Here is a 21,010-nt window from a genome sequence, read left to right as displayed (position 1 = left end):
GATTTGTGGAATGTGTAAAACAAAAACATCATATCTCTATGGGAGGAATTAATAAATCGTCAAGACATTAAGACGAAGACCAATTTCCACACTAGGGGGTTGTTTAAATCTTCGACATTTTTGAAAGATTTGGTAGTAAGCAATTTTCTACAGTGATGAATGATACCTGTTAGATACAAACTTTAATAGTTGGTAAAGTATGCAGAAAATACGTAATCAGAATCAAAATGAAAATTGGTATTTTGGGACTGGGACTAATAGGCGGTTCTTTGGGTTATGATTTGCGATCACTTGGGCATCATGTTTTGGGTGTCAGCCAACGTGAATCTACCTGTGAAAAAGCGATCGCTTTAGGTAGCGTAGATCAAGCATCTGTTGACATGAAGCTGTTAGCAGATGCAGGGGTTGTTTTTATTTGTACACCTATTGCACTTATTGTTCCACAATTGCGGCAACTGATTGATCATTTGCCCGTAACTACGGTAATAACTGACGTTGGTTCAGTGAAAACACCCATAGTCCAGGCCATCGCTCCTTTGTGGGAAAATTTCATCGGTGGTCATCCCATGGCGGGAACAGCAGATAGTGGCATAGAAGCGGCACGACAAAATTTATTTGTGGGTAGACCCTATGTCCTCACACCGGATTCTACAACACCAAAGACAGCGATTGCAGTGGTAGAACAAATCGTGGGATCACTTGGGGCTAGGATTTATTATTGCCAGCCAGAGCAACATGACCGAGCTGTGAGTTTAATTTCCCATTTACCCGTAATGGTAAGTACGGCATTAATTGCTGCTTGCATGGGTGAAACTGATAGGCAAGTACTGCAATTAGCTCAAAATTTAGCTAGTTCAGGTTTTCGGGATACCAGCCGTGTTGGTGGGGGTAATCCTGAATTAGGGGTAATGATGGCACAGTACAACCGCCAAGAATTGCTGAGTTCCTTACAACAATATCGTCAACACCTTGATGAATTAACTAAGTTAATTGAACAGGAAGATTGGGCAGCTCTGCAATTCAAATTGCAGTCGACGGGGAAAGACAGACCAAAGTTTGTTGACTAATTCCATCTAGGTAACCCTGTTGTTGACAAAATAAATTCACACATTACATAGTCAAGTCACTGCCACCCTGACCATACTAAAAAAAGGGATAGGATCAAAGCGATCGCTATCCCTAAAAACCAATCACAAATCAACTAATTTCTTTAGTACTTGCGCCCTTATCCCTACTCGCCGACAAAAATGATTAATATTGATAATTTTCGTTTGTTAAGAAGGGGGAATTAGTAAAACCTTCTTGACTAGTGGCAGTTGCTATTAGATCAGGATGGCTCAACAAACTTGCAACATCATTACCGACTCCCGAAACACCACTCCCCAGGGATGTCAGTTCATCAAGGATATCGAAAGACCAATCCTCATTACCAATATATGCTTTACCATCTTCACTAGCTTCAATGCGATTACCCAGTAAACTGCCACCATTATTGTTGGAAGTATTGGCATTGCCAAGAATACTGTTGTTATTACCACTGGGTCTGTTGGCATTACCGTTGACAGTATTGTTATCACCTAATTGCCAGTTACCATTGCCATTACTGGTGTTGTTAACACCAAAATACCAATTACCATTGCCGTCAGCAGTATTGTTATCAGCTAACTGCCAGTTACCATTGCCATTACTGGTGTTGTTAACACCAAAATACCAATTACCATTGCCGTCAGCAGTATTGTCGCTCCCGTAAAACCAATTACCATTGCCATTACCTGTGTTACCACTACTACTTGCACCAGGTTCACCAGATTCTAAGTCTTTCAGATCAGATATCCAGTCATCACTGCTGTATGGTACAGATAAACCTTCAGGAGCTTCTGGTAAAAAGTTTTCATTTGTTGAGGAGGTTGGCGTACTACCAATAGGAAAGGCTCCACTAAGGTTGTTATCGGCTGTAAAGGAATTGCCATTATTTGTGTTGCCGTTAATATTACTCATATCAGCTTCACCAGATTCTAAAATGTCTGGTACAGATAAATTTTCATTTGTCGAGGAGGTTGGCGTACTACCAATAGGAAAGGCTCCAGCCAGGTTGTTACCCTCTTCCAAAAGGGCGCTACCGCTATCAAAAGAGTTCCCGTCAAAGTTTAAAACTTCAATTAACTGACCGAAGGGGTTATTATCATCAGGAGCCAAGCTCCTCGCGTCCTGATTCCGAGTGTAGTTATAGGTGTGCTGACCATCCTCACTGGTCATAGAAACATTTCCCCCATCTCCAGCCATGAAGGGACTACCCCCACCAAAGGGATTACCTGCGCTACCTTCAGGGATACTATTCCCAGTAGCAACATGATCGGGAATATAACCATTAGGGGGGTTCCCACTAGCAGAGGCATCAGCCACACTTAAATCGGCACCCTCATCAGATATCCATTGACCGTCTGCATAGTACCAGTTGCCATTACCTTGGATGCTGTTGTCAGTCATGAGAATTATTCCTTACAATCCCTTACATAAATTCATGAGTTAAATAGCTCAACTTAAAAAAAACTTAAGATATGAAGTATGTTAAAAAAATCAGCACAACACACCCTATCCATGTTTTATATTTAATTGTGTTGATCTACTTCTAGATACCACCACAACAAACTGAAGGCTGGTTTACTGTGTAGTTATGGAAAATAACTTCAGAAAAACAACATTTTGGTGATGATAAAGATGGATTTACTTGCCTCTAATAAAAAATAGTTTTAGTAACTCTAAATTCATCAATTTAATTTACCCATCAGTTGTTTTGATTTTTCTGCAACTTGCAAAAATGAAATTATTTTCACATAGTTTGAATATGCCTTCAATAAAAGAATAAGATATTTAATTAAGCTTTCCAATGAATAAAGTTTGGATTTGATTGCTAATACTTTTGATATAATCAAATAAAAAAACGATTATATTGATAATTCCTAATAATGTCTCGTGAGTGCTGAGTAATGAATAAACTAGAAACTACTCAGCACTTCTGCACTTATTGTCAATGTACCGTTTGTTGTGGGCTATCTTTTAACTCAGCACTTTTGATTTTTTGTAGCATCATCCCGCCCACCACAACCATGAGCACGCCGGATAATAGAAATCCCAGATCCCAAGCTAACTGATTTGGCCCTGGTTTTACATGGTGAATACCGAGGATTTGGTGGTCAATCACTCCTTCAACGAAATTGAATAAACCTGCACCGATGAGCAAAGATCCCACAAAGGTATTTGATGACCAAGGAACATCTTCACGACCTCCAGCACGCCATAGTAAAGCTACTCCTATCACGGTCATTATCCAATTAAAGGCGTGAAACAGCCCGTCCCACACCATATTCAAGTCTATATTTGAGACAGTTTTTAGAGGATGAACACTGCTTAACATATGATGCCATTGCAGAATTTGATGCAAGAGAATACCATCGACAAATCCTCCTAAACCCAATCCCAGAAAAATGCCGGCAATAATCAACGGCATAGGGTCATAGCCATTTTCAGTCTTTACCTCCATCGTCAACCTCACAGACAGACTTTTTTACCAAAATAGAATTTTTGTCCCAGTAATATCTTCCCTCTTGAGTAAAGTGCTAGCTTTCAGCCTAAAGTTGACAAGTTCTTGCTAGCATCTACAGGCATCATAGATATTGATATATATTAAGAGCAATTTTCAAATGACCATATACTTTTACAAAGTCTGGCAGCCTTATGGCTGTTTTTCTAACTTTTCTCGCCACAGCATCCAAATTCAGGGTACTTATTGGTCAACTGTAGAGCATTATTATCAAGCCCAAAAGTTTGTGGGCAGTGTAGATGCAGTGATTATACCTGCGATTTATGCTGCCGAAACCCCAGAAGAGGCGGCTGCTTTGGGACGTTGCAGCACTCGCCAAGTGCGTCCAGACTGGGAGATTGTCAAAACTCAAGTTATGCGAGAAGCTGTACTCAAAAAGTTTCTCACTCACCTGGATATTCAACAAGTTCTTCTCTCCACTGAAAATGAAACCTTGGTAGAAAATTCACCAAACGATTATTTTTGGGGTTGTGGTGCTGATAAAAACGGTGAAAACCATCTGGGGAAAATCCTGATGGGAGTACGTGCAGAAATCCGCCAATCACGATTTTTGCCAGCCACTTATGAGGAAAGTAAGTTAGATTAATGAAACGTAATTAAATATTTACCGTGGCAGGGGAATGACAACATTCCCCTTAATAAATTCATTTTTCATAAAATTTATAAGTTCTTATATTGTTGAGATATAGTTTTAAAATTTAACTTTAAGCTGAGATAGAAACTGATGAAATAGCTATTAACCGATAGAAAACGTAGCAGTTAAGCAAGACTCAATCACCGACAAATTTATCCGAAGAGTTCACTTCAACATATATTGACTTTTATCAGCAGGATAGGTAAAGTTTAATTGCAAAAATATCTATGCCAATCTGTGCGGTGCTAATCTAATAATCGAAGCTAGAAAGCTTCCCTGGCAGATGGGACAGCTAAACTTGCAAGACACAAAGAGGTAAAGACGCTGTTTAAATTATTGTCTGTCTCGTTAAAACCGAACGGCACCCAAGGCGAAGGCTAATATTTCCTCAAATATTGAAGATGAGGGGCTGGTGTAAGTACTTTTCATTACTAATGAAAGTGATGGAAGTAATTACCTCCCTAGGTTGAATTAACAAGGTGAGGAAATGATAAGAGCCAGTAGATCTTTGGGTGTTGTTGCTTTGAGGGGTACAGCTGGGTGTAAACTAATGACGAAGTTGAATTGTAAAAGTTATTTGAAATAGCGCCTTATGTCAATTATTGCGCTCAGGGCATGGTACGTTGAGGACTATGAGCCGATTGCAGAACTGGAGAAACGTCCGCCAGATATTCGCCTCAGTAAAAAAAGCCTGCTGAAATCAGGATTACGAGCGGACTTTCTAGAAGATATTGACGATGTTAAACAATCCAATTGGTTTGGGCGTTATCTAGAAGGGGAAAACATTGAATTTTATATTGAAGGTAGTGGTGGTTATTGCGTAGCTAACATTGATTTGATTAGTCATGAAATTTATTTCACCAAACAAGCATTGTTAGCTCAGTTGGAACCAACGATTTTTTTATGTTCCCAAACCGATTATCCACCGGCGAGTGAAGCTTTGCGAGAAGAAATACAAAAAATTTTGCAGTCTTTCAACTTGCGATCGCGCTTGCCTTTAACATTAGCAGAAGCTCACCGCCCCACCAATGGGACCATCAGACTCAGCCGCACCATGATGCGGAAAATCCGCAGGAGTTTGTTATTTATTGCGGACACCACGCCCATCGCCAGGGTTTCTGGTAAAGAAACTAATAAATTGATACCCAGTCCCAATGTGTGTGTAGAAATTGGTTATGCCATTCAAAGCAAGCGTTCTGAACAAGTTTTGTTAGCACAGATGCAACACCCAGACTTTGAAGGGGAATTTCCCTTTGATTTGCCCACACAGCAAATTGTACAATTCCAAGATGGTACAGAACTCAATAAAATCCTCACCATAGCCATTGAAACTCAGTTGGCAAGATTTAAATTATTTTTCTAATCAAAGATTAGTTGAAATTGCTTGTACTGGACAAGTAGGAATACATTGCTCACAGACAATACAACGCCCTCGCGTGAATGTCAGCTTGTATGTTTCTGAGTGTAAACTGAGGGCTTCTGTAGGGCAAACCCCAGTACACAAGCCGCAATGAACACAAATATCTTCATCAATGACAATTTCACCTAAGTTATGGGAAACGCTGATATGGCGCGATCGCATCCACTCAATAGCTTCATCCAACTGATCAATATCTCCTGATAACTCCACCACCAGTTTGCCGATTTGGTTCGGAGCGACTTGAGCGCGAATAATATTGGCAGCTACGTTAAATTCTTTTGCCAATAGGTAAGTAATTGGCATTTGAATGGCACGTTTGGGAAAAGTGAGGGTGACTCTTTTTTTCACAGCTTTAGCACAGAGTTGTTTCTGTTCTAGCTTAGTCCCAAGGGGAAAGGTGACAGAGAAGGAAAGAGTTAAACTAAAAAATGACAATACTTAATAAGTTTTAACAAATTTACTATGACTACAGAATCCCCTATCAATTCTGGCCCTAAAAATGAAACCACATCAGGGGTGCGAGGGAGAAATTTTTTAATTGCCATAGTGGCCATTGCTCTAAGTGTAGCCTTAGTCTTAGCATTGAGAACCGAGACAAATTCGACTTCTTTAGCTGACTTAGATCAAGCATCCACTCCCCTAGAAGTAGCTATTAGTAACGGTAAGCCCTCAATGGTGGAGTTTTACGCCAACTGGTGTACAGTTTGCCAAAAAATGGCTCCTGATATTGCTGCACTCAAACAGCAGTATGCTAACAAGGTGAATTTTGTCATGTTAAACGTGGATAACACCAAATGGCTACCAGAAATGCTGAAATATCGGGTAGATGGCATTCCCCACTTTGTATTTTTAGCTAAAAATGGGGAAACCATAGCCCAAACTATTGGCGATCAACCCCGTACGGTTATGGCAAGTAACTTAGAGGCTTTGGGTGCTGGTTCATCTTTGCCTTATGCTCAAACTAGCGGGCAAGTTTCTGAATTTCACGCTCCAGTGACACCAGCCAAGAGTCAAGATGATCCCCGTAGTCATGGTAATCAAGTTGTCAATGAATTAAGTTAGTATTCTTGAAGGCGTACAGCAACGCTACCACCATGAGCAGGTAAACCTTCAGCTTGTGCTAGAGTTACGGCGGCTTTACCTATTTTTTGCAGTGCTGCTTCATTGCATTCTAAATAGGTAATCCGCTTTAGAAAGTCGTAGACACTTAAACCAGAGGCAAAACGCGCGGAACGAGCAGTAGGAAGTACATGATTTGGTCCTCCTAAATAATCCCCAATGGCTTCTGGGGTATAACGTCCCAGAAAAATACTACCGGCACACTTGATTTGACTAGCAAGCTGTTGGGGATTATCTACACATAATTCTACGTGTTCCGGAGCTAACTGATTTAACAGTGGTACACTTTCGGTTAAGTCTTCAACCAAAATTACCGCACCGTGTTCTTGCCAACTAGTTCTAGCTACTTGTTGGGTGGGTAGATTGACGAGAATTTCCTCCACTGCTGCTAGAACTTCCTTGACAAAAGATTCAGAATCGGCAATTAAAATTGACTGAGCGCTGGGATCATGTTCTGCCTGTGATAGTAAATCCCAAGCAATCCACTCTGGGTTATTTTGGCTATCTGCTACTACTAAAATCTCTGAAGGCCCGGCTACGCTGTCAATGCCCACGATACCAAAAACTTGGCGTTTAGCTTCGGCAACATAAGCATTACCAGGTCCGACAATTTTATCCACGGGGTTAAGGCTTTCTGTACCATAAGCTAAGGCAGCGATGGCCTGGGCCCCTCCCATACTATAAATTTCCTTCACCCCGGCAATTTGAGCGGCTGCAAGTACGGCTGGATTAATTTCACCGCGAGGCATAGGCACTGCCATGACAATTCTTTCCACCCCAGCAATTTTGGCAGGTAAGGCATTCATCAATACAGAACTCGGATAACTAGCGCGTCCTCCGGGAACATATATACCCACCTGAGAGAGAGCAACCCAATTTAATCCGAGTCTTACCCCAGCAGTATCGCTATAGCCAATATCTTGGGGTAGTTGCTTTTGATGAAAAAATCCAATTCTCTCCGCAGCTAGTTCCAGGGCTTCCTTAACATCTACCGGACATTGTGACCCTTGTTCGGCAATAAAATCAGCGCTCAGACGCAACGATGAGGGGCTGTAATGATCAAACCGGCTAGTATATTCCTTAACTGCGGCATCACCACGCACTTTCACATCAGCAAGAATATTTTTAACTGTACCACTGACATCAACCGTTGCTTCTCGGCGATCGCTCACCAGTGCTTTGAATTTAACGGGAAAATCTCGGTCAGTTGTTTTAAGTAGCTGCATAAACTATGTCTGTGAATAAGTGCGCCTTGAGCAGTAATGATATAATCATAATTGAGTTTAATGGTTAATTTTGTTTCTGGGGCGTTGTGCGGTCAAAACTATTGTCAGACTGTATTCTAAGGAATGTACAATCAGGATACACTTGTCAATTCCGTCCATCCCTTTCTTTGTTGTCTTGTTTGCGGTTTCGATATTTTTCCCGCTACAAACATTACGTAAAACTAACCGATAAAACTTGCACTTCTGCTTGTGGAAAAATCCGGGTTGTACCTACAGGCACCATCCCTAGGGCATTGGTTTGAGCTAAATTAATTAAATTACCGGAGCTGTGACTACCACGAGCTTTGTCAAATTCGTAACCTCCATCGATTAAATGTAAGTTCCCCCAAAAGTAAGTTTCTCGGTTGCCGTTGGATTTTAACTCATCACGCGATCGCGCTTTGAGAAAGACGGGTTGCCAACCTCCAGCCAAACCTGAAAGTTTCCTTATTGCTGGTTGCACAAATCGCCAAAAAGTCACCATAGCCGAAACAGGATTTCCTGGTAAACCAAAATACATTGGCGACTGGGGACTAGGGAAGGTGGCTACCGTCAGGGGTTTACCTGGACTAATGGCCACAGAGCGAATATGAATTTCCCACGGGGATCCTAAAATTTGCTCAATATAGTCATAATCGCCCACAGACACACCACCAGAAGATAAAACTATATCGGCATTAGCCAGGGCATAGGCCATCACTTCTCGCAAAGCATCGGGATGATCCTTGACAATACCTAATAATAAGGGTTCTGCTCCCGCTTCCCTCACCAATGCTGCTAAAGCATATTGATTGGAATCCACAATTTGACCAGGTTGTAGAAGTTGATCAGGTGTTACCAACTCATCCCCACTAGAAAAAATTGCCACGCGGGGACGACGGTAAACATTTAATTTTGTACATTGCGCCGCAGCTAAAACGGCAATTTCGGGAGGATTTAATTTCACTCCTGTGGGTAATAGCTGTTGTCTAGCTTGATAAAAAGCAGCTTTATGTCTGACAAATTCTTGTGGTTGTGGTGCAGCCAAAATCAACACACGTTTCTCTTCCCGCCGTGTCTTCTCCTGCATAACCACAGTATCCGCGCCTCTGGGCATCACTGCACCTGTAAAAATTCGCGCTGCTTGCCCTGGTTTGACTGTACAATGGGGTTGATACCCTGCTGGAATTTCGGCAATTATTTCTAAACTAGTTGGCTGTACATGGCTGGAATGCTGTACATCCTCATAACGCACTGCATAGCCATCCATTGCTGAATTATCCCAATGGGGAAAATCTAATTCACTACTGACAGCGCCAGCAAGAATCCTGCTGTGTGCTGCCGATAAATCTATAGTTTCTGTATCCCGTTGCAAATTTAAAGGTTGCACTAAATTTAAAATCATTGCCTCTGCATCCCTGACTGATAGCATGGCCAATAACTCCCACTTATAAATTAAAACTGATTACCCATAGCAAATATAACGATTCATAGCATAAGTAGGAAGTTGTTTTTATGATCAAGAGAAAGCAGCAATTATTATTTGCCACCCTAGATAAAAACACTTATTTTCTATGACCATAGAAAGAGTTCCCAAAGTACACTATCCCAAGGCTGATATTGGGCGGCGAGGAATGGCATTAGGGCTAGATTTCCTGGGAGTGTGGTTAATCACTTGCATATTGGGAAGCAGTCAGATTGGTATTCAGCTAGTGCAAATTCTGATTTTTATCTGCTGTTGGCTAATTTTACGAGTATTGGTAGTTTACAACAATCAAGGGCAAAGTTTAGGGCGTTGGGCTTTTGACCTCAAAATTCTCGAAGTCATCCATGGAGAAATCACAGGCAGAATTCCCACCTTGCGATCGCTGTTCAAACGAGAGGCTATAATTGGATTTGGCACTTTATTGGTGTCAATTGCCCTCAGCAACATCAGAGCTAATCCCACCGCTATACTGCTATTACTTCCCCTAGCAATTGATTGTGGTGCTGCTTTATCTGACAAACGGATGCAGCAAGCTTTGCACGACCGCTATGCAGGCACTTTTATAGTTTCGTCGCGTCGAGGCTACTCCCTGGACATCAAAATTAAGCGACTACTTGAAAAAATGCGCCGGAGTGTGAGAAGATGATAATTTGTGTTAATTCTCTTCAGGCTGGATTGTTTGTAAGATTATGGCTAAGAGTAAAGGTGTCCGCATAATAATTACACTCGAATGTACTGAGTGTCGCACTAACCCTGAAAAGCGATCGCCTGGTGTTTCCAGATACACCAGCACGAAAAACCGTCGGAACACGACAAACCGCTTAGAACTGAAAAAGTTCTGTACCCATTGCAATAAACATACTGTTCACAAGGAAATTAAGTAAAAATGAGCTATTATCGTCGTCGCCTTTCTCCCATTAAGCCAGGAGAACCAATCGATTATAAAGACGTTGATTTGTTGCGTAAATTTATTACCGAACGTGGAAAAATATTACCACGTCGGATTACAGGGCTGACCTGTCAGCAACAGCGAGAATTGACATTAGCAATTAAACGGGCGCGGATTGTGGCTCTATTGCCATTTGTCAATGCAGAAGCTTAAGAAAAGGTCATGAGTTATGAGTGATGAGTGAAGAATCAAAACTCCTAACTCAAAACTTAAAACCATATTAAAATGTTCATTAATTAAATGCGAGAGTTGTGGATAAGGGTACGCTAGTTGAATTTAGGGTTCAAAACGGCGATCGCCGTCTGGGTGTGGTAGAACGTCCGGACGGTAAAACTCGTTGGTTTGTGGTAGACGAACGTGGTCAATCTCATAGCCTCGCCCCTAGACAAATTAGTTATACAGTTAACGGACAAACCTACAAGCCTTCGGACATTGCCAGTTTCCAAGGGCAAGTTCAACCATATATAGATCCCTCTAGTCTGGAAGTAGCTTGGGAATTACTGGTGGAAGATGGAGAAACAGTCACACCAGCCCAAATGGCGAGTCTGTTGTTTTCGGAATCAGATCCGGCTGCTTGTTATGCCGCCTACTGCTTGTTATCAGAAGATAAACTTTATTTCAAGCAAAAAGGCGAAGCCTATGAACCGCGAACTGCAGCCCAGGTAGCAGAACTCAAACACCAGATAGAAGTAAAAGCACTAAAAGCTAAGGGACAAGAGGAATTTTTAGCTCGCGTAGACCAAGCCCTCCAAGGTCAAACAGTGGAATGGCAACGCCACGACCGCCAGCGATTAGAAGCACTGGAAAAATATGCAGCACTGCTGGCTGATGTCGTGCGGATGGGAGTAAATTTTGATACTTTAGCTCGTGCCTATCCACCGCCAGCCCCGGTGTTAGAAACAATGAATATGCTGGGTCGCCCTGCAACTCCCCCAGGAGCATTTCAGCTGTTAATAGATTTGGGTTGGTGGGATGCCTATGAAAACTTGTTTCTGCGTCGTTCGTCAATTCCGGTTCAGTTTCCTAGCAAGGTATTAGAAGTGGCGCAACAACGTTTAGATTTCCCACCCACTGACTTAGATACAAATCGCCTAGATTTGTCTCATTTAAAAGTCTACACAATTGATGATGAAAGCACTACAGAAATAGATGATGGTCTAAGTTGGGAATTACTTTCAGAGGGGCGAGAAAGATTGTGGGTGCATATTGCTGATCCCACCCGGTGGTTAGAACCAGAAGATGAGTTAGACATGGAAGCCAGAAAACGGGGAAGTACAGTTTATTTACCCACCGGTATCATTCCTATGTTCCCAGAGCTATTGGCCACTGGCCCCATGAGTTTGATACAGGGTAGGGTTTCTTGCGCCTTGAGTTTCGGCGTGGTTTTAGACGAAACCGGGGCAGTAAAAGATTACACTATTCATCCTAGTTTCATTAAGCCCACTTATCGCCTGACCTACGAAGATGTAGATGAAATGCTGGAATTGGGTGTACAAGCAGAACCAGAAATTGAGGCCATCGCCAACTGGGCACAGAAGCGGAAATCTTGGCGGTATAATCAAGGAGCCATCAGCATCAACATGCCGGAAGCAATGATCAAAGTCAAAAACGACGAGATCAACATTGATATCTTAGATGATTCCTTATCCCGGCAGTTAGTAGCGGAGATGATGATTTTGGCGGGTGAAGTAGCTGCTAGTTACGGTCAAGCTCACAATATCCCCTTGCCTTTCCGTGGTCAACCACAACCAGAATTACCCCCGGATGAAGAATTGCTTTTACTTCCAGCCGGATTTGTCCGCGCCTGCGCCATGCGTCGTTGTATGCCCAAAAGCGAAATGAGCATTACACCTCTACGTCATGCTGGTTTGGGTTTAAATACATACACTCAAGCAACTTCACCCATCCGTCGGTACAGTGACTTACTCACTCACTTTCAACTAAAAGCCCACCTACGAGGTGAAGTCTTACCATTTTCAGCAGAACAACTTCGAGAAGTGATGATCACAGTCTCCTCCACCACCCAAGAAGTGACAATGGTAGAACGGCAAACTAATAGATATTGGGCTTTAGAATATTTGCGCCGTCATCCAGACAAGGTTTGGAACGTCACAGTTTTAATGTGGCTACGAGAAGACAGCAACTTGGCACTTATTCTGTTAGAAGATTTGGGCTTACAGTTGCCAATGTTCTTTAAACGTCCCGTGGGATTAGGAGAACAATTACTAGTAAAAGTTAGCCACGCTGACCCGCAAAAAGATATGATTCAGTTTCAGGAAATAATGTATCAAGAAAGTCATTAGTTAGCATCAAATAAGGCATTGAGAGAAAAGGGAAAGATGTTCACTTATAGATACACTATGGATGATGGAGAAATTACCTAAAGCATAGCGATCGCGTACCATCAAGTTTTCACGCACTGCGATCGCCTTTTTTAACTAACTAGCCAGGGCTTCTGTTTTTTCCTCAACTTTTTGAGTTTCTACAGGGACGTAAGGTTTTTCTGCACCTTGTGCCAAATACTCAGCTAACTGACTTTCAATTTGATCCCGGACAATTTGGCGATACTCGATGAAATGTTCGTTGTGAGCGCAGGTAGCAATATAATGTTCTAAAACTCCTGGGTTAGCCTTGAGGATACTAAACAAGTGATGCCAGAATTTCCAACGAGTTTCGCGTTTGATACCTTGTCGCCAAATTACAATCAATAACGCCTTGACAATGACCCATTCCGGCATTTTAGCTGGGGCTTTCCATTTTGGCGTACCCATCATTAAGAAACAGCGATAGGTACGATCCAAATACTTGACTGGATCATATAAAGTGCAGAACGCCTCGATATATTCTCTGGCAATATCTTCTAAAGGACGGGTAGGAATAAAATTCATCAACGTTGTTTGGTTGATATTACCATCTTGATTTTCCCTTAGTCTTCCTTCTTTTGTCAGACGATGCCACAAAGCCGTATTGGGTAAAGCTTGCAACATAGCGAAGGTGGTGGAAGGAATAGCCGCTTGTTCCGCAAATTTGACAATGCGATGGCCTGCGCCTACTTTTTCGCCATCAAAACCGATAATAAAACCAGCCATTGGCCGCAACCCGGCTTTGATAATGGTTTGCACTGCTTCCGCTAGGGAAGTGCGAGTATTTTGAAACTTCTTCGTTAATTGCAGACTATCTTCGTCCGGTGTTTCAATTCCCAAGAACACAGCGGCAAAACCCGATTCCACCATCAATTCCATCAATTCGGGATCTTGTGCCAAATCCACAGAAGCTTCCGTATCAAAGCGGAAAGGATATTGGTGTTCTGCCATCCAGACTTTCAACTCTTTAAGTAACAATTTTACATTGCGCTTGTTACCAATAAAGTTGTCATCTACCATAAATACACCACGGCGCCAACCCAACTTATAGAGGTAATCCAACTCTGCTAATAGTTGTGCAGGGGTTTTAGTCCGGGGCTTGCGGCCATAGAGGACAATAATATCACAAAATTCGCACTGGAAAGGACAACCACGGGAGAACTGCACCGACATCATGTCATAGGCATCAAAGTCTAGTAAATCAAACCTAGGAATTGGTGTAGTTGTCACATCTGGTTTTTCTGTAGCACGGAAAACTCCAGAAGTTTCTCCCCGTTGAACTGCCTCAATAAACATGGGTAATGTAATTTCCCCTTCATCGAGAATGAGAAAATCTGCACCGACATTTTCCACTTCATGAGGTACAGAAGTAGGATAAGGTCCACCCACAGCAACTAACTTACCCCTTCTTTTTGCTGCTTGAATTTGTGCTAATAAATCTTGCTTTTGGACAATCATAGCGGAAAAAATTACTATATCTGCCCATGCCCATTCTGCTTCTGTCACTGGGCGAATATTGCGATCAACCAGCTTGAACTCCCATTCTTGGGGCAGAATTGCCGCCACCGTCACTAAACCCAGAGGTGGTAACAAAACCTTGCGATTAACCAACTCTAGAATTTTCTCGTATGACCAAAAGGTTTTGGGAAATATTGGATATACCAGTAAGATTCGCATATAGTAGTAATCCTCACACTTTGATTGTTATCCCAACTTTAACTAAATTATTCACTTTTTATTAAATTTTCCTTAGTTTACCGTGATTTTTTTTACTTGGCAATTAGATTATGCTGACTTAGTAAATCAGCTTTCTGTTCCCAAGAGAAATAAAACTATTTGAAAACTACGATAAAAAGCGGTAGCCATGGACTAGATGTAATATATTAAGTTACATTTTTATTTATAAAAATCAAGTTGCATTGGGCATCTGGGGAATAAATCCCTGATGTCATGGGTCAAGTCGGTTAACTTATGTCTTGCACCTGACAGAATACTATTTAAAACCTATGGCAAAAAGTAAAATCTCTGGGATGGGATCTGTTTCCATACTGTTCAGGGAAACGGTTTTTGTACCTAAAGCAATTGCTACTAACCTTGATTATGCTGATAAATAGTAGTATAATTAAGTATAAATTGTCATTTGAGGACTGTATGATTCTTAAATGTAGTCCATTAAAGACCAGCGTTACAGCAGCCTTGAGTATTTTGTTGTTAACAGCTTGTGGTGATACTTCCGATTCAGGAGCAAACTTTGAGGGTTTGAAAGTCAACCTGTTAGTGGGTAGCGCTTTAGGAGATTTTTGCAATCAAGCTGCAAAAAAGTTTAACACTACAAAACCTCAACTAGAAAATGGTACAAATTTTCAGGTGCAATGCGAAGCCCTGGGAAGCGGTGATGTAGTCAGGAAGGTAGTTACACAAGCAACCCAATTAAAGCAAGGAACATTGACAGCCGATGCACCAGAATTTCCCACTATCGTTTCCGTGGACGGAGAAATTTATCAAAGTCAGTTAATTTACCAAGTTAATCAACTCTTTCCTGGACAAAAATACATTCCTGAAATCATTGAGTCACCACTGATAGCTACTACACCAATGGTGTTTATGGCACAGAAGGATATTGTTACGGGACTGCGAAAAGTTTCTGATATCCATAAATCTCTACTCACTGCGAAAACTCATCGTGATATTGATCCAGCTGCGCCACCTTTTGCAATTAACTATGTTCACACTGCACCAACTCGTTCTAATTCTGGATTACAAACTCTTGTGTCCCAATTTGTGAGTGTATCCGGTAAGCGTCCAGAAGAATTAACAGTTGATGATGTACAAAAGTTTCAGCCGCAAATTCAGCAAATCCAAAATAAAATTACCCGTTATGGTGTTTCTACTGACTCTTTAGCCAAAGCAATGGTGAAAAATGGAGCTTTTTGGGCTTCAGTCGGTTCAGTGTACGAGTCAAGTGTGATTGCTGCTAATGCCAATTTACAACCAGGACAACAGCGTTATGAAGCAATTTATCCCCGGAAGACATTTAGCTCCAATATGCGAGCAATTGTGCCCAATGCACCTTGGGTAAGTGCTGATGAAAAAGCAGCAGCGGAAAAATTTATCACGTATTTGCGATCGCCTCAAAGTCAGAACATTGCTACAAGTTTGGGTTTACGTCCCGGTGCACCAGGAACTGCTTTAGGAGCAAAATTCAGTCCGGAACTTGGAGTTGACCCACAAGCACAATACGATTCATTACGCCCACCCCAACCAGAAGTTGTGGAGGCGATGCTGAAATCTTGGCAAGAAGATACCAAAAAACCATCACTGGTGGTGGTAGTCGTAGATTCTTCCGGTTCAATGACAGGGGCAAAGTTACCAACAGTTCAAAATACTGTATTAACTTATATCAATAGTTTGGGACCAAAAGAACAAATAGCTTTAATTGATTTCGACTCAGAAATTAGACCGCCAGTATTAGTGGATGGCACACCTGAAGGACGCGATGGCGGTTTACAATTTGTCAATGGACTTCAGGCAGGTGGTGGTACAGCCTTATACGATGCTATTATTTATGCTCGCAATTGGTTACAACAGAATCTCCGTGAAAATGCCATTAATGCAGTAGTAGTATTAACCGATGGAGAAGATTCTGGCTCTGGGATTTCTCTAGAACAACTGGGACAAGAATTACAAAAAAGTGGTTTTAATACCGACCAACGAATATCGTTTTTTACCCTAGGTTACGGTAAGGAAGGTGAATTTAATCCCGATGCTCTGCAAAAAATTGCTGAATTAAATGGTGGTTATTATTCCCAGAGTAATCCCGATACTATTGCTCAACTAATGGCAGATTTACAAGTCGAGTTTTAAGTTGTAAAAGTAATAACAATTAATATGAAACTGACAAATCCACTATCTTATCCCATAGCTGTCTTAGCGGGAGGAATTTCTTTGATTGTCGGTGTACGTTTATTGCAATTGCCCAGTGTAATTATCTTACCTCTGGCTGCTGGCATTGCCGGGGTTGGTGCTAGTTATTTGCGATCTCGTGAACCAGAGTCATTTAACTTAAAGAATCCTGAATTAGAACGGGAATTACAAGCCGTAAAAACTTCAGCTTTAGGTTTGCTCAATCAAGCCAATGAATTGAAATTAGAAGCCAAAAGATTGTTAACTGATGCCTTTCATGTAGAACTGTTAGCAGCAATAGAAATCAGTTGTGAACGTGCTGTACAAATTCCCGCAAAAATTGACAATCTTGGCCAAGGTTTACAAGAAAGTAATGCACTACTTTCAGTCAGTGAATTAAAACAACAATTAGCCCAAGTAGAACAGAAACTTCCATTTTCTTCCGGTGTAGCAAAGCAAAATTTAAATCAACTAGCAGCAAGTTTACAACGTAACATCAAACTGGCAAAAGAGGGTCAAGATATTCGCCTTGCCCAAATTGTCAGCCTTTGTACCCAAATTCAAGACTATGCCGGAGTATTACAGCGATTGCAAACTCAATTACATACTGCTGATTTAACTGACTCAGAACAAATTAATCAACTGCAACTACTCAGTGAAGAAATGGTCAGTTTCCAACAAAATGTGTACTTTTTAGTTCAAAAATAATTTGCATACCCTCAAAAAAATAAATCAAGCAATTGTATGAATAACAAATTAAAATCTGGAGAAATAGTTACCTCTGTAACAATTATCTTATCAGCATTAGGATTAACCTATGCCCCCTTACCTGGATTGCAACAAACCTTAGTAATTGTTAGCGGTACAGAATTACAAGAACCATTGCAAAAACTACAAGAAAAATTTGAACAAGCTAACCCGAATATTAAATTAGAACTCAAATTTCAAGGTTCTCAAGAAATAGTTAATAATTACATCGATGAAAAAAATGACTTTAAGCCAACAATATTAATCCCAGCTAACGGAGAGATTTTAACAGAATTAAGTAATCGTCTCAAAGCGATAAATAACACTGAACCCTTTTACGATTCTCCGCAACCAATAGCCAAAACAATGTTAGTGGGTGTTGCTTGGCCAGAACGCGGCCAAGTCTTGTTTCCCAATGGACGCTTTCAATGGCATAGAATTGAACAAGCAATGACAGCTAATAGCTGGGAAAAAATAGGCGGTGCAAAAGACTGGGGTAGCTTTGATTTTGTCACCACAGATCCGACTCGTTCTAATAGCGGTCAGTTAACATTAAATCTTTGGACTCAATCGAAAGTTGGCACAAATGTTAACAGTGCCAGTTTAAATGATCCATCTGTGCGATCGCTATTTAGTTTGATCAAAAAATCAGTTTACCAGCCACCCCGTTCCACAGACACTCTGCTGCAAGAGTTTATTAGCAAAGGACCCAATGATGCTGATGTGTCCATAGTATATGAAAGTATAGCCCTTTATCGTTGGCAACAATCAAAAATTAACCAAACCAAATCTTACCAAATTTACTATATAGATCCTTCCATTGAAACCACCGCTACCGCCGTTATTCCCCGTCGGGATGTAAATACCGCCACTGCCAATGCTGGCGGAAAATTTCTTGATTTTCTCATCCAACCACAACAACAAGCAATCCTAGTTGAGTATGGTTTCCGTCCCGTGAATAACGCCGTTGATATCAAAGCAGTACCTAATAGCCCCTGGAATCAAAATATTCCTGGTGCAGAATTCAAACCCAATATCACCACCTTACAACCGTCAAACAGCCAAATAAATACAGAAATTCAACGCCTGTGGGAAAGATCAAATTAACCACTCAATTACTCCCTTCCTCTGAAAATAGCACTAAAAATTTAACAATGCTAGAAACCAACATTTATGCGAAGTCGTTGGGTTTCACTGCTTATCCTTCGGGAAGCAAGCTACCACCCAACCTACAAAAACTAATTTTTTCTCCTCTTTACACCACTAATTTCCAAAACATCACTCATAGTTGCACAGTAATTAGGCAAACCAAAACTAGCAGGATTGACCACATTTTCATAGCTAAAATGGCGATAGTTCATACAAAATCTATCCCAAGCAGCCATTTGAATCCGAAATACAGCAATAATCAAATTAGCTAATGCTAACGATAGAGGAATGCGAAAGTAAATCTTTTTCCCTAGATAAGCGCAGACTTGTTCCACAGCTTGGTTTGCTGTTAACGCTTGTTGTCCCAAAACAAACTGGCGCGGTTGATCATCTTGGGGTGGATAATCAATTAAATATTGCACCACAGTGGCAATATCTCCCCCGTGGATAAAATGAAAACTCCCATCTACCTGCAAACAGCGAATTAAATCAATATATTTAGTTACCTGTGGTATTCCCGATGTCAGATGAGAATAGGGTTTTTTATCATCGCCGCCCAAAACCAAAGTTGGGAAAACTTTCGTAATTTTAGGAGCTATTTCTAGCTGCGACATTTTTTGTAAACAATCATATTTAGAGCGAATATAATCTGTACCAACTTCCCCGGCTTCTTTGAGGGGTTGATGGTACCGATCTAAAACACTAGCTGTAGAAAAATAAATTACTTGTTCACAGCGCTTGGGATGGAGCATTTTGATTAATTCTACAGTCTTGAAAACATTAATATCAAATGTCTGATCACCACCCCAAGCCGTAGCTGCGAGGACTGCTGTATCAATTGTTGCCAGTAAATCAGCAAAAAGGTTAATTTTTTGCATATCACCCTGTAACACAGTGATACCTGGGCGCACTTGACTATCAACTTGCAATTTATCAGGGTTTCTGACCAGTAAATACAACTCGTGATTTGTATTTTGAATTAAGGCTTCTGTAATGTAGTGACCTATGCAACCGCTTGCACCAGTCACGAAAATCCGTTTTTGGTTCATATTAAATCTTGAATAAATTAGTAATCAAAACTCAATGTTTAAAAATACAGTTAAAAATTTTGATTTTTACTTTTTGTTCTTCATGCATATGTGGTTAGATAATTAATTTTTTAGCCACGGTTTTGTAGTTAGGTTGGGCATTTTGCCCAACCCATAGAAATCCAGGAAATACAACTAAACTCCTACAGATTTAAGTTGTTTTGCTGTTTCAAAAAAGAAAGCGACATTTTCTTCTGGAGTTTCTGGTAGCACACCATGACCAAGATTGAGAATATGTCCCCAATTGCCTGCTTTACGCACTGTATCGACAATGCGATCGCGGATAAACTCTTGAGAACCAAATAACACACCAGGGTCAAGATTTCCCTGGACTTTGACGTGTTTGCCTAATCTGGCTCTTGCTTCTGCCATGTCTACAGCCCAATCCACGGTGACAACATCTGCACCAGATTTTGGCATTCTCTCTAGCACACCTGCACTACCACTAACCAGCAAAATTAAAGGTGTATCAGGATGGGTTTGCTTAACTTGCTTAAAAACTCTTTGTTGATAAGGTAAAGCAAAGGTATCATAATCTTGGGGGCTGAGTTGACCTGCCCAGGAATCGAACATTTGTACAACTTGAGCGCCACAGTCAATTTGATAGCGTGCATAAACCGCAATGGCATCAGCCAATTTACCTAATAGCCGATGTAACATCCTTGGGTCTGAGAAGGCCATACTTTTAATCACAGAGTAGGTTTTGGAGCCTTTACCCTCCACTGCATAAGCGGCTAACGTCCACGGCGCACCCACGAAGCCTAAAACAGTTGACTGATTCCCTACTTCCTCACGTAACGCCTGCAATATTGTCTTGATAAACGGTAATGATGTCTCTGGTTCAAAAAGACCCAGGCTATCAATTTGTTCTTGGCTACGAAGGGGTGAGTGAATAATTGGGCCCTTACCTTCCGCAATGTCCATCTCAATGCCCAAACCAGGCAATGGAGTTACAATGTCGGAAAATAAAATCACTCCGTCTGGCTGAAATGCTTTCCAAGGTTGCAGGGAAATTTCTATGGCCACTTCAGGAATTTCCGAGCGATCGCGGAAAGAAGGATATTTTTCCCTTAAATCTCGATATGCTTTCATATATCGTCCTGCTTGTCGCATCATCCAGACAGGAGGACGATCTACTAATTCACCACGCGCAACCCGGAGGAGGTGAGGAGCCGTTAACGAAACACGCATTTAACACTTGATCCTAAGTCATTATATTTATGCCATTGTTTAGCTTATCATTCTGAGATTACGGTTTTTCAGGAGGTTCTCCTTAAGGAACAATAGTTAACGCTTTACTTAACTTA

At 41.2% G+C, this 21,010-nt stretch carries 19 protein-coding genes; 11 read left to right on the top strand and 8 right to left on the bottom strand.

Annotated elements, in window-relative coordinates:
• Positions 1–227: 227 nt before the first annotated feature.
• Positions 228–1,067 carry a prephenate/arogenate dehydrogenase gene (locus NWP25_RS00695; protein WP_280698674.1) on the top strand — a complete coding sequence of 280 codons (840 nt, stop codon included), beginning with the start codon at positions 228–230 and terminating at the stop codon, positions 1,065–1,067.
• 184 nt (positions 1,068–1,251) lie between these two features.
• On the opposite strand, the gene NWP25_RS00690 is transcribed toward NWP25_RS00695, so the two are convergent.
• Complete coding sequence (locus NWP25_RS00690; protein ID WP_280698672.1) at positions 1,252–2,487, bottom strand: hypothetical protein; 1,236 nt, start codon at positions 2,485–2,487, stop codon at positions 1,252–1,254.
• A 541-nt stretch (positions 2,488–3,028) separates the two neighbouring features.
• A complete protein-coding gene (locus tag NWP25_RS00685) occupies positions 3,029–3,541 on the bottom strand; it encodes a DUF2243 domain-containing protein (RefSeq protein ID WP_280651438.1) in 513 nt (170 codons plus the stop codon).
• Positions 3,542–3,701: 160 nt separating this feature from the next.
• Here NWP25_RS00685 and NWP25_RS00680 point away from each other — a divergent pair, with 160 nt between their 5' ends.
• Both NWP25_RS00680 and NWP25_RS00675 read left to right on the top strand, forming a co-directional pair.
• Entirely contained in the window at positions 3,702–4,187 is a 486-nt protein-coding gene (locus NWP25_RS00680) for an NADAR family protein (RefSeq protein ID WP_280651439.1), read from the top strand.
• Between the two features lie 640 nt (positions 4,188–4,827).
• Positions 4,828–5,598, top strand: coding sequence for a hypothetical protein (locus NWP25_RS00675; protein ID WP_280698670.1), 771 nt, complete (start codon positions 4,828–4,830; stop codon positions 5,596–5,598).
• On the opposite strand, the gene NWP25_RS00670 is transcribed toward NWP25_RS00675, so the two are convergent.
• Positions 5,599–6,003, bottom strand: a complete 405-nt coding sequence (locus NWP25_RS00670) for an NIL domain-containing protein (RefSeq protein WP_280651441.1) — start codon at positions 6,001–6,003, stop codon at positions 5,599–5,601.
• Positions 6,004–6,117: 114 nt separating this feature from the next.
• Here NWP25_RS00670 and NWP25_RS00665 point away from each other — a divergent pair, with 114 nt between their 5' ends.
• The gene (locus tag NWP25_RS00665; RefSeq protein WP_280688245.1) at positions 6,118–6,717 is read left to right on the top strand and encodes a thioredoxin family protein; all 600 of its coding nucleotides are present in this window, start codon (positions 6,118–6,120) and stop codon (positions 6,715–6,717) included.
• On the opposite strand, the gene hisD is transcribed toward NWP25_RS00665, so the two are convergent.
• The gene (gene hisD / locus NWP25_RS00660) at positions 6,714–8,000 is read right to left on the bottom strand and encodes a histidinol dehydrogenase (protein ID WP_280698668.1); all 1,287 of its coding nucleotides are present in this window, start codon (positions 7,998–8,000) and stop codon (positions 6,714–6,716) included. The genes NWP25_RS00665 and hisD overlap by 4 nt on opposite strands.
• A gap of 211 nt (positions 8,001–8,211) precedes the next feature.
• Entirely contained in the window at positions 8,212–9,450 is a 1,239-nt protein-coding gene (locus NWP25_RS00655; protein WP_280651444.1) for a molybdopterin molybdotransferase MoeA, read from the bottom strand.
• A 142-nt stretch (positions 9,451–9,592) separates the two neighbouring features.
• Here NWP25_RS00655 and NWP25_RS00650 point away from each other — a divergent pair, with 142 nt between their 5' ends.
• The 4 genes from NWP25_RS00650 (at position 9,593) to NWP25_RS00635 (ending at position 12,756) form a co-directional block, all read left to right on the top strand.
• Positions 9,593–10,150, top strand: coding sequence for an RDD family protein (locus NWP25_RS00650; RefSeq protein WP_280651445.1), 558 nt, complete (start codon positions 9,593–9,595; stop codon positions 10,148–10,150).
• 43 nt (positions 10,151–10,193) lie between these two features.
• The gene (gene rpmG, locus NWP25_RS00645; RefSeq protein ID WP_280651446.1) at positions 10,194–10,388 is read left to right on the top strand and encodes a 50S ribosomal protein L33; all 195 of its coding nucleotides are present in this window, start codon (positions 10,194–10,196) and stop codon (positions 10,386–10,388) included.
• Positions 10,389–10,390: 2 nt separating this feature from the next.
• Positions 10,391–10,606, top strand: a complete 216-nt coding sequence (rpsR, locus tag NWP25_RS00640; RefSeq protein WP_280651447.1) for a 30S ribosomal protein S18 — start codon at positions 10,391–10,393, stop codon at positions 10,604–10,606.
• A gap of 98 nt (positions 10,607–10,704) precedes the next feature.
• On the top strand, positions 10,705–12,756 hold the full coding sequence (locus NWP25_RS00635) for a ribonuclease catalytic domain-containing protein (protein WP_280651448.1): 2,052 nt from the start codon (positions 10,705–10,707) through the stop codon (positions 12,754–12,756).
• A 135-nt stretch (positions 12,757–12,891) separates the two neighbouring features.
• Here NWP25_RS00635 and NWP25_RS00630 read toward each other — a convergent pair whose 3' ends face one another.
• The gene (locus tag NWP25_RS00630; RefSeq protein WP_280656833.1) at positions 12,892–14,493 is read right to left on the bottom strand and encodes a B12-binding domain-containing radical SAM protein; all 1,602 of its coding nucleotides are present in this window, start codon (positions 14,491–14,493) and stop codon (positions 12,892–12,894) included.
• Between the two features lie 474 nt (positions 14,494–14,967).
• Between NWP25_RS00630 and NWP25_RS00625 the strand changes: the two genes are divergently transcribed.
• The 3 genes from NWP25_RS00625 to NWP25_RS00615 are packed head-to-tail and all read left to right on the top strand — an operon-like array spanning position 14,968 to position 18,573.
• Entirely contained in the window at positions 14,968–16,680 is a 1,713-nt protein-coding gene (locus tag NWP25_RS00625; protein ID WP_280656834.1) for a VWA domain-containing protein, read from the top strand.
• A gap of 24 nt (positions 16,681–16,704) precedes the next feature.
• Positions 16,705–17,427, top strand: coding sequence for a hypothetical protein (locus NWP25_RS00620; RefSeq protein WP_280651451.1), 723 nt, complete (start codon positions 16,705–16,707; stop codon positions 17,425–17,427).
• Positions 17,428–17,463: 36 nt separating this feature from the next.
• On the top strand, positions 17,464–18,573 hold the full coding sequence (locus NWP25_RS00615) for a substrate-binding domain-containing protein (RefSeq protein WP_280698666.1): 1,110 nt from the start codon (positions 17,464–17,466) through the stop codon (positions 18,571–18,573).
• Positions 18,574–18,704: 131 nt separating this feature from the next.
• On the opposite strand, the gene NWP25_RS00610 is transcribed toward NWP25_RS00615, so the two are convergent.
• Positions 18,705–19,664, bottom strand: coding sequence for an NAD-dependent epimerase/dehydratase family protein (locus NWP25_RS00610; RefSeq protein WP_280651453.1), 960 nt, complete (start codon positions 19,662–19,664; stop codon positions 18,705–18,707).
• A gap of 174 nt (positions 19,665–19,838) precedes the next feature.
• On the bottom strand, positions 19,839–20,894 hold the full coding sequence (hemE, locus tag NWP25_RS00605) for a uroporphyrinogen decarboxylase (protein WP_280651454.1): 1,056 nt from the start codon (positions 20,892–20,894) through the stop codon (positions 19,839–19,841).
• Between the last annotated feature and the right edge of the window lie 116 nt (positions 20,895–21,010).

The organism is Umezakia ovalisporum Ak1311 (genome assembly GCF_029891685.1).
GTDB lineage: Bacteria > Cyanobacteriota > Cyanobacteriia > Cyanobacteriales > Nostocaceae > Umezakia > Umezakia ovalisporum.
This window is presented reverse-complemented; position numbering and strand designations above follow the sequence as displayed.

Excerpts from the sequence above, each read along its gene's own strand:
- NWP25_RS00695 (WP_280698674.1), top strand. The coding sequence starts at position 228 with ATGAAAATTGGTATTTTGGGACTGGGACTAATAGGCGGTTCTTTGGGT.
- NWP25_RS00690 (WP_280698672.1), bottom strand. The coding sequence starts at position 2,487 with ATGACTGACAACAGCATCCAAGGTAATGGCAACTGGTACTATGCAGAC.
- NWP25_RS00685 (WP_280651438.1), bottom strand. The coding sequence starts at position 3,541 with ATGGAGGTAAAGACTGAAAATGGCTATGACCCTATGCCGTTGATTATT.
- NWP25_RS00680 (WP_280651439.1), top strand. The coding sequence starts at position 3,702 with ATGACCATATACTTTTACAAAGTCTGGCAGCCTTATGGCTGTTTTTCT.
- NWP25_RS00675 (WP_280698670.1), top strand. The coding sequence starts at position 4,828 with ATGTCAATTATTGCGCTCAGGGCATGGTACGTTGAGGACTATGAGCCG.
- NWP25_RS00665 (WP_280688245.1), top strand. The coding sequence starts at position 6,118 with ATGACTACAGAATCCCCTATCAATTCTGGCCCTAAAAATGAAACCACA.
- hisD (WP_280698668.1), bottom strand. The coding sequence starts at position 8,000 with ATGCAGCTACTTAAAACAACTGACCGAGATTTTCCCGTTAAATTCAAA.
- NWP25_RS00655 (WP_280651444.1), bottom strand. The coding sequence starts at position 9,450 with ATGCTATCAGTCAGGGATGCAGAGGCAATGATTTTAAATTTAGTGCAA.
- NWP25_RS00650 (WP_280651445.1), top strand. The coding sequence starts at position 9,593 with ATGACCATAGAAAGAGTTCCCAAAGTACACTATCCCAAGGCTGATATT.
- rpmG (WP_280651446.1), top strand. The coding sequence starts at position 10,194 with ATGGCTAAGAGTAAAGGTGTCCGCATAATAATTACACTCGAATGTACT.
- rpsR (WP_280651447.1), top strand. The coding sequence starts at position 10,391 with ATGAGCTATTATCGTCGTCGCCTTTCTCCCATTAAGCCAGGAGAACCA.
- NWP25_RS00630 (WP_280656833.1), bottom strand. The coding sequence starts at position 14,493 with ATGCGAATCTTACTGGTATATCCAATATTTCCCAAAACCTTTTGGTCA.
- NWP25_RS00625 (WP_280656834.1), top strand. The coding sequence starts at position 14,968 with ATGATTCTTAAATGTAGTCCATTAAAGACCAGCGTTACAGCAGCCTTG.
- NWP25_RS00620 (WP_280651451.1), top strand. The coding sequence starts at position 16,705 with ATGAAACTGACAAATCCACTATCTTATCCCATAGCTGTCTTAGCGGGA.
- NWP25_RS00615 (WP_280698666.1), top strand. The coding sequence starts at position 17,464 with ATGAATAACAAATTAAAATCTGGAGAAATAGTTACCTCTGTAACAATT.
- NWP25_RS00610 (WP_280651453.1), bottom strand. The coding sequence starts at position 19,664 with ATGAACCAAAAACGGATTTTCGTGACTGGTGCAAGCGGTTGCATAGGT.
- hemE (WP_280651454.1), bottom strand. The coding sequence starts at position 20,894 with ATGCGTGTTTCGTTAACGGCTCCTCACCTCCTCCGGGTTGCGCGTGGT.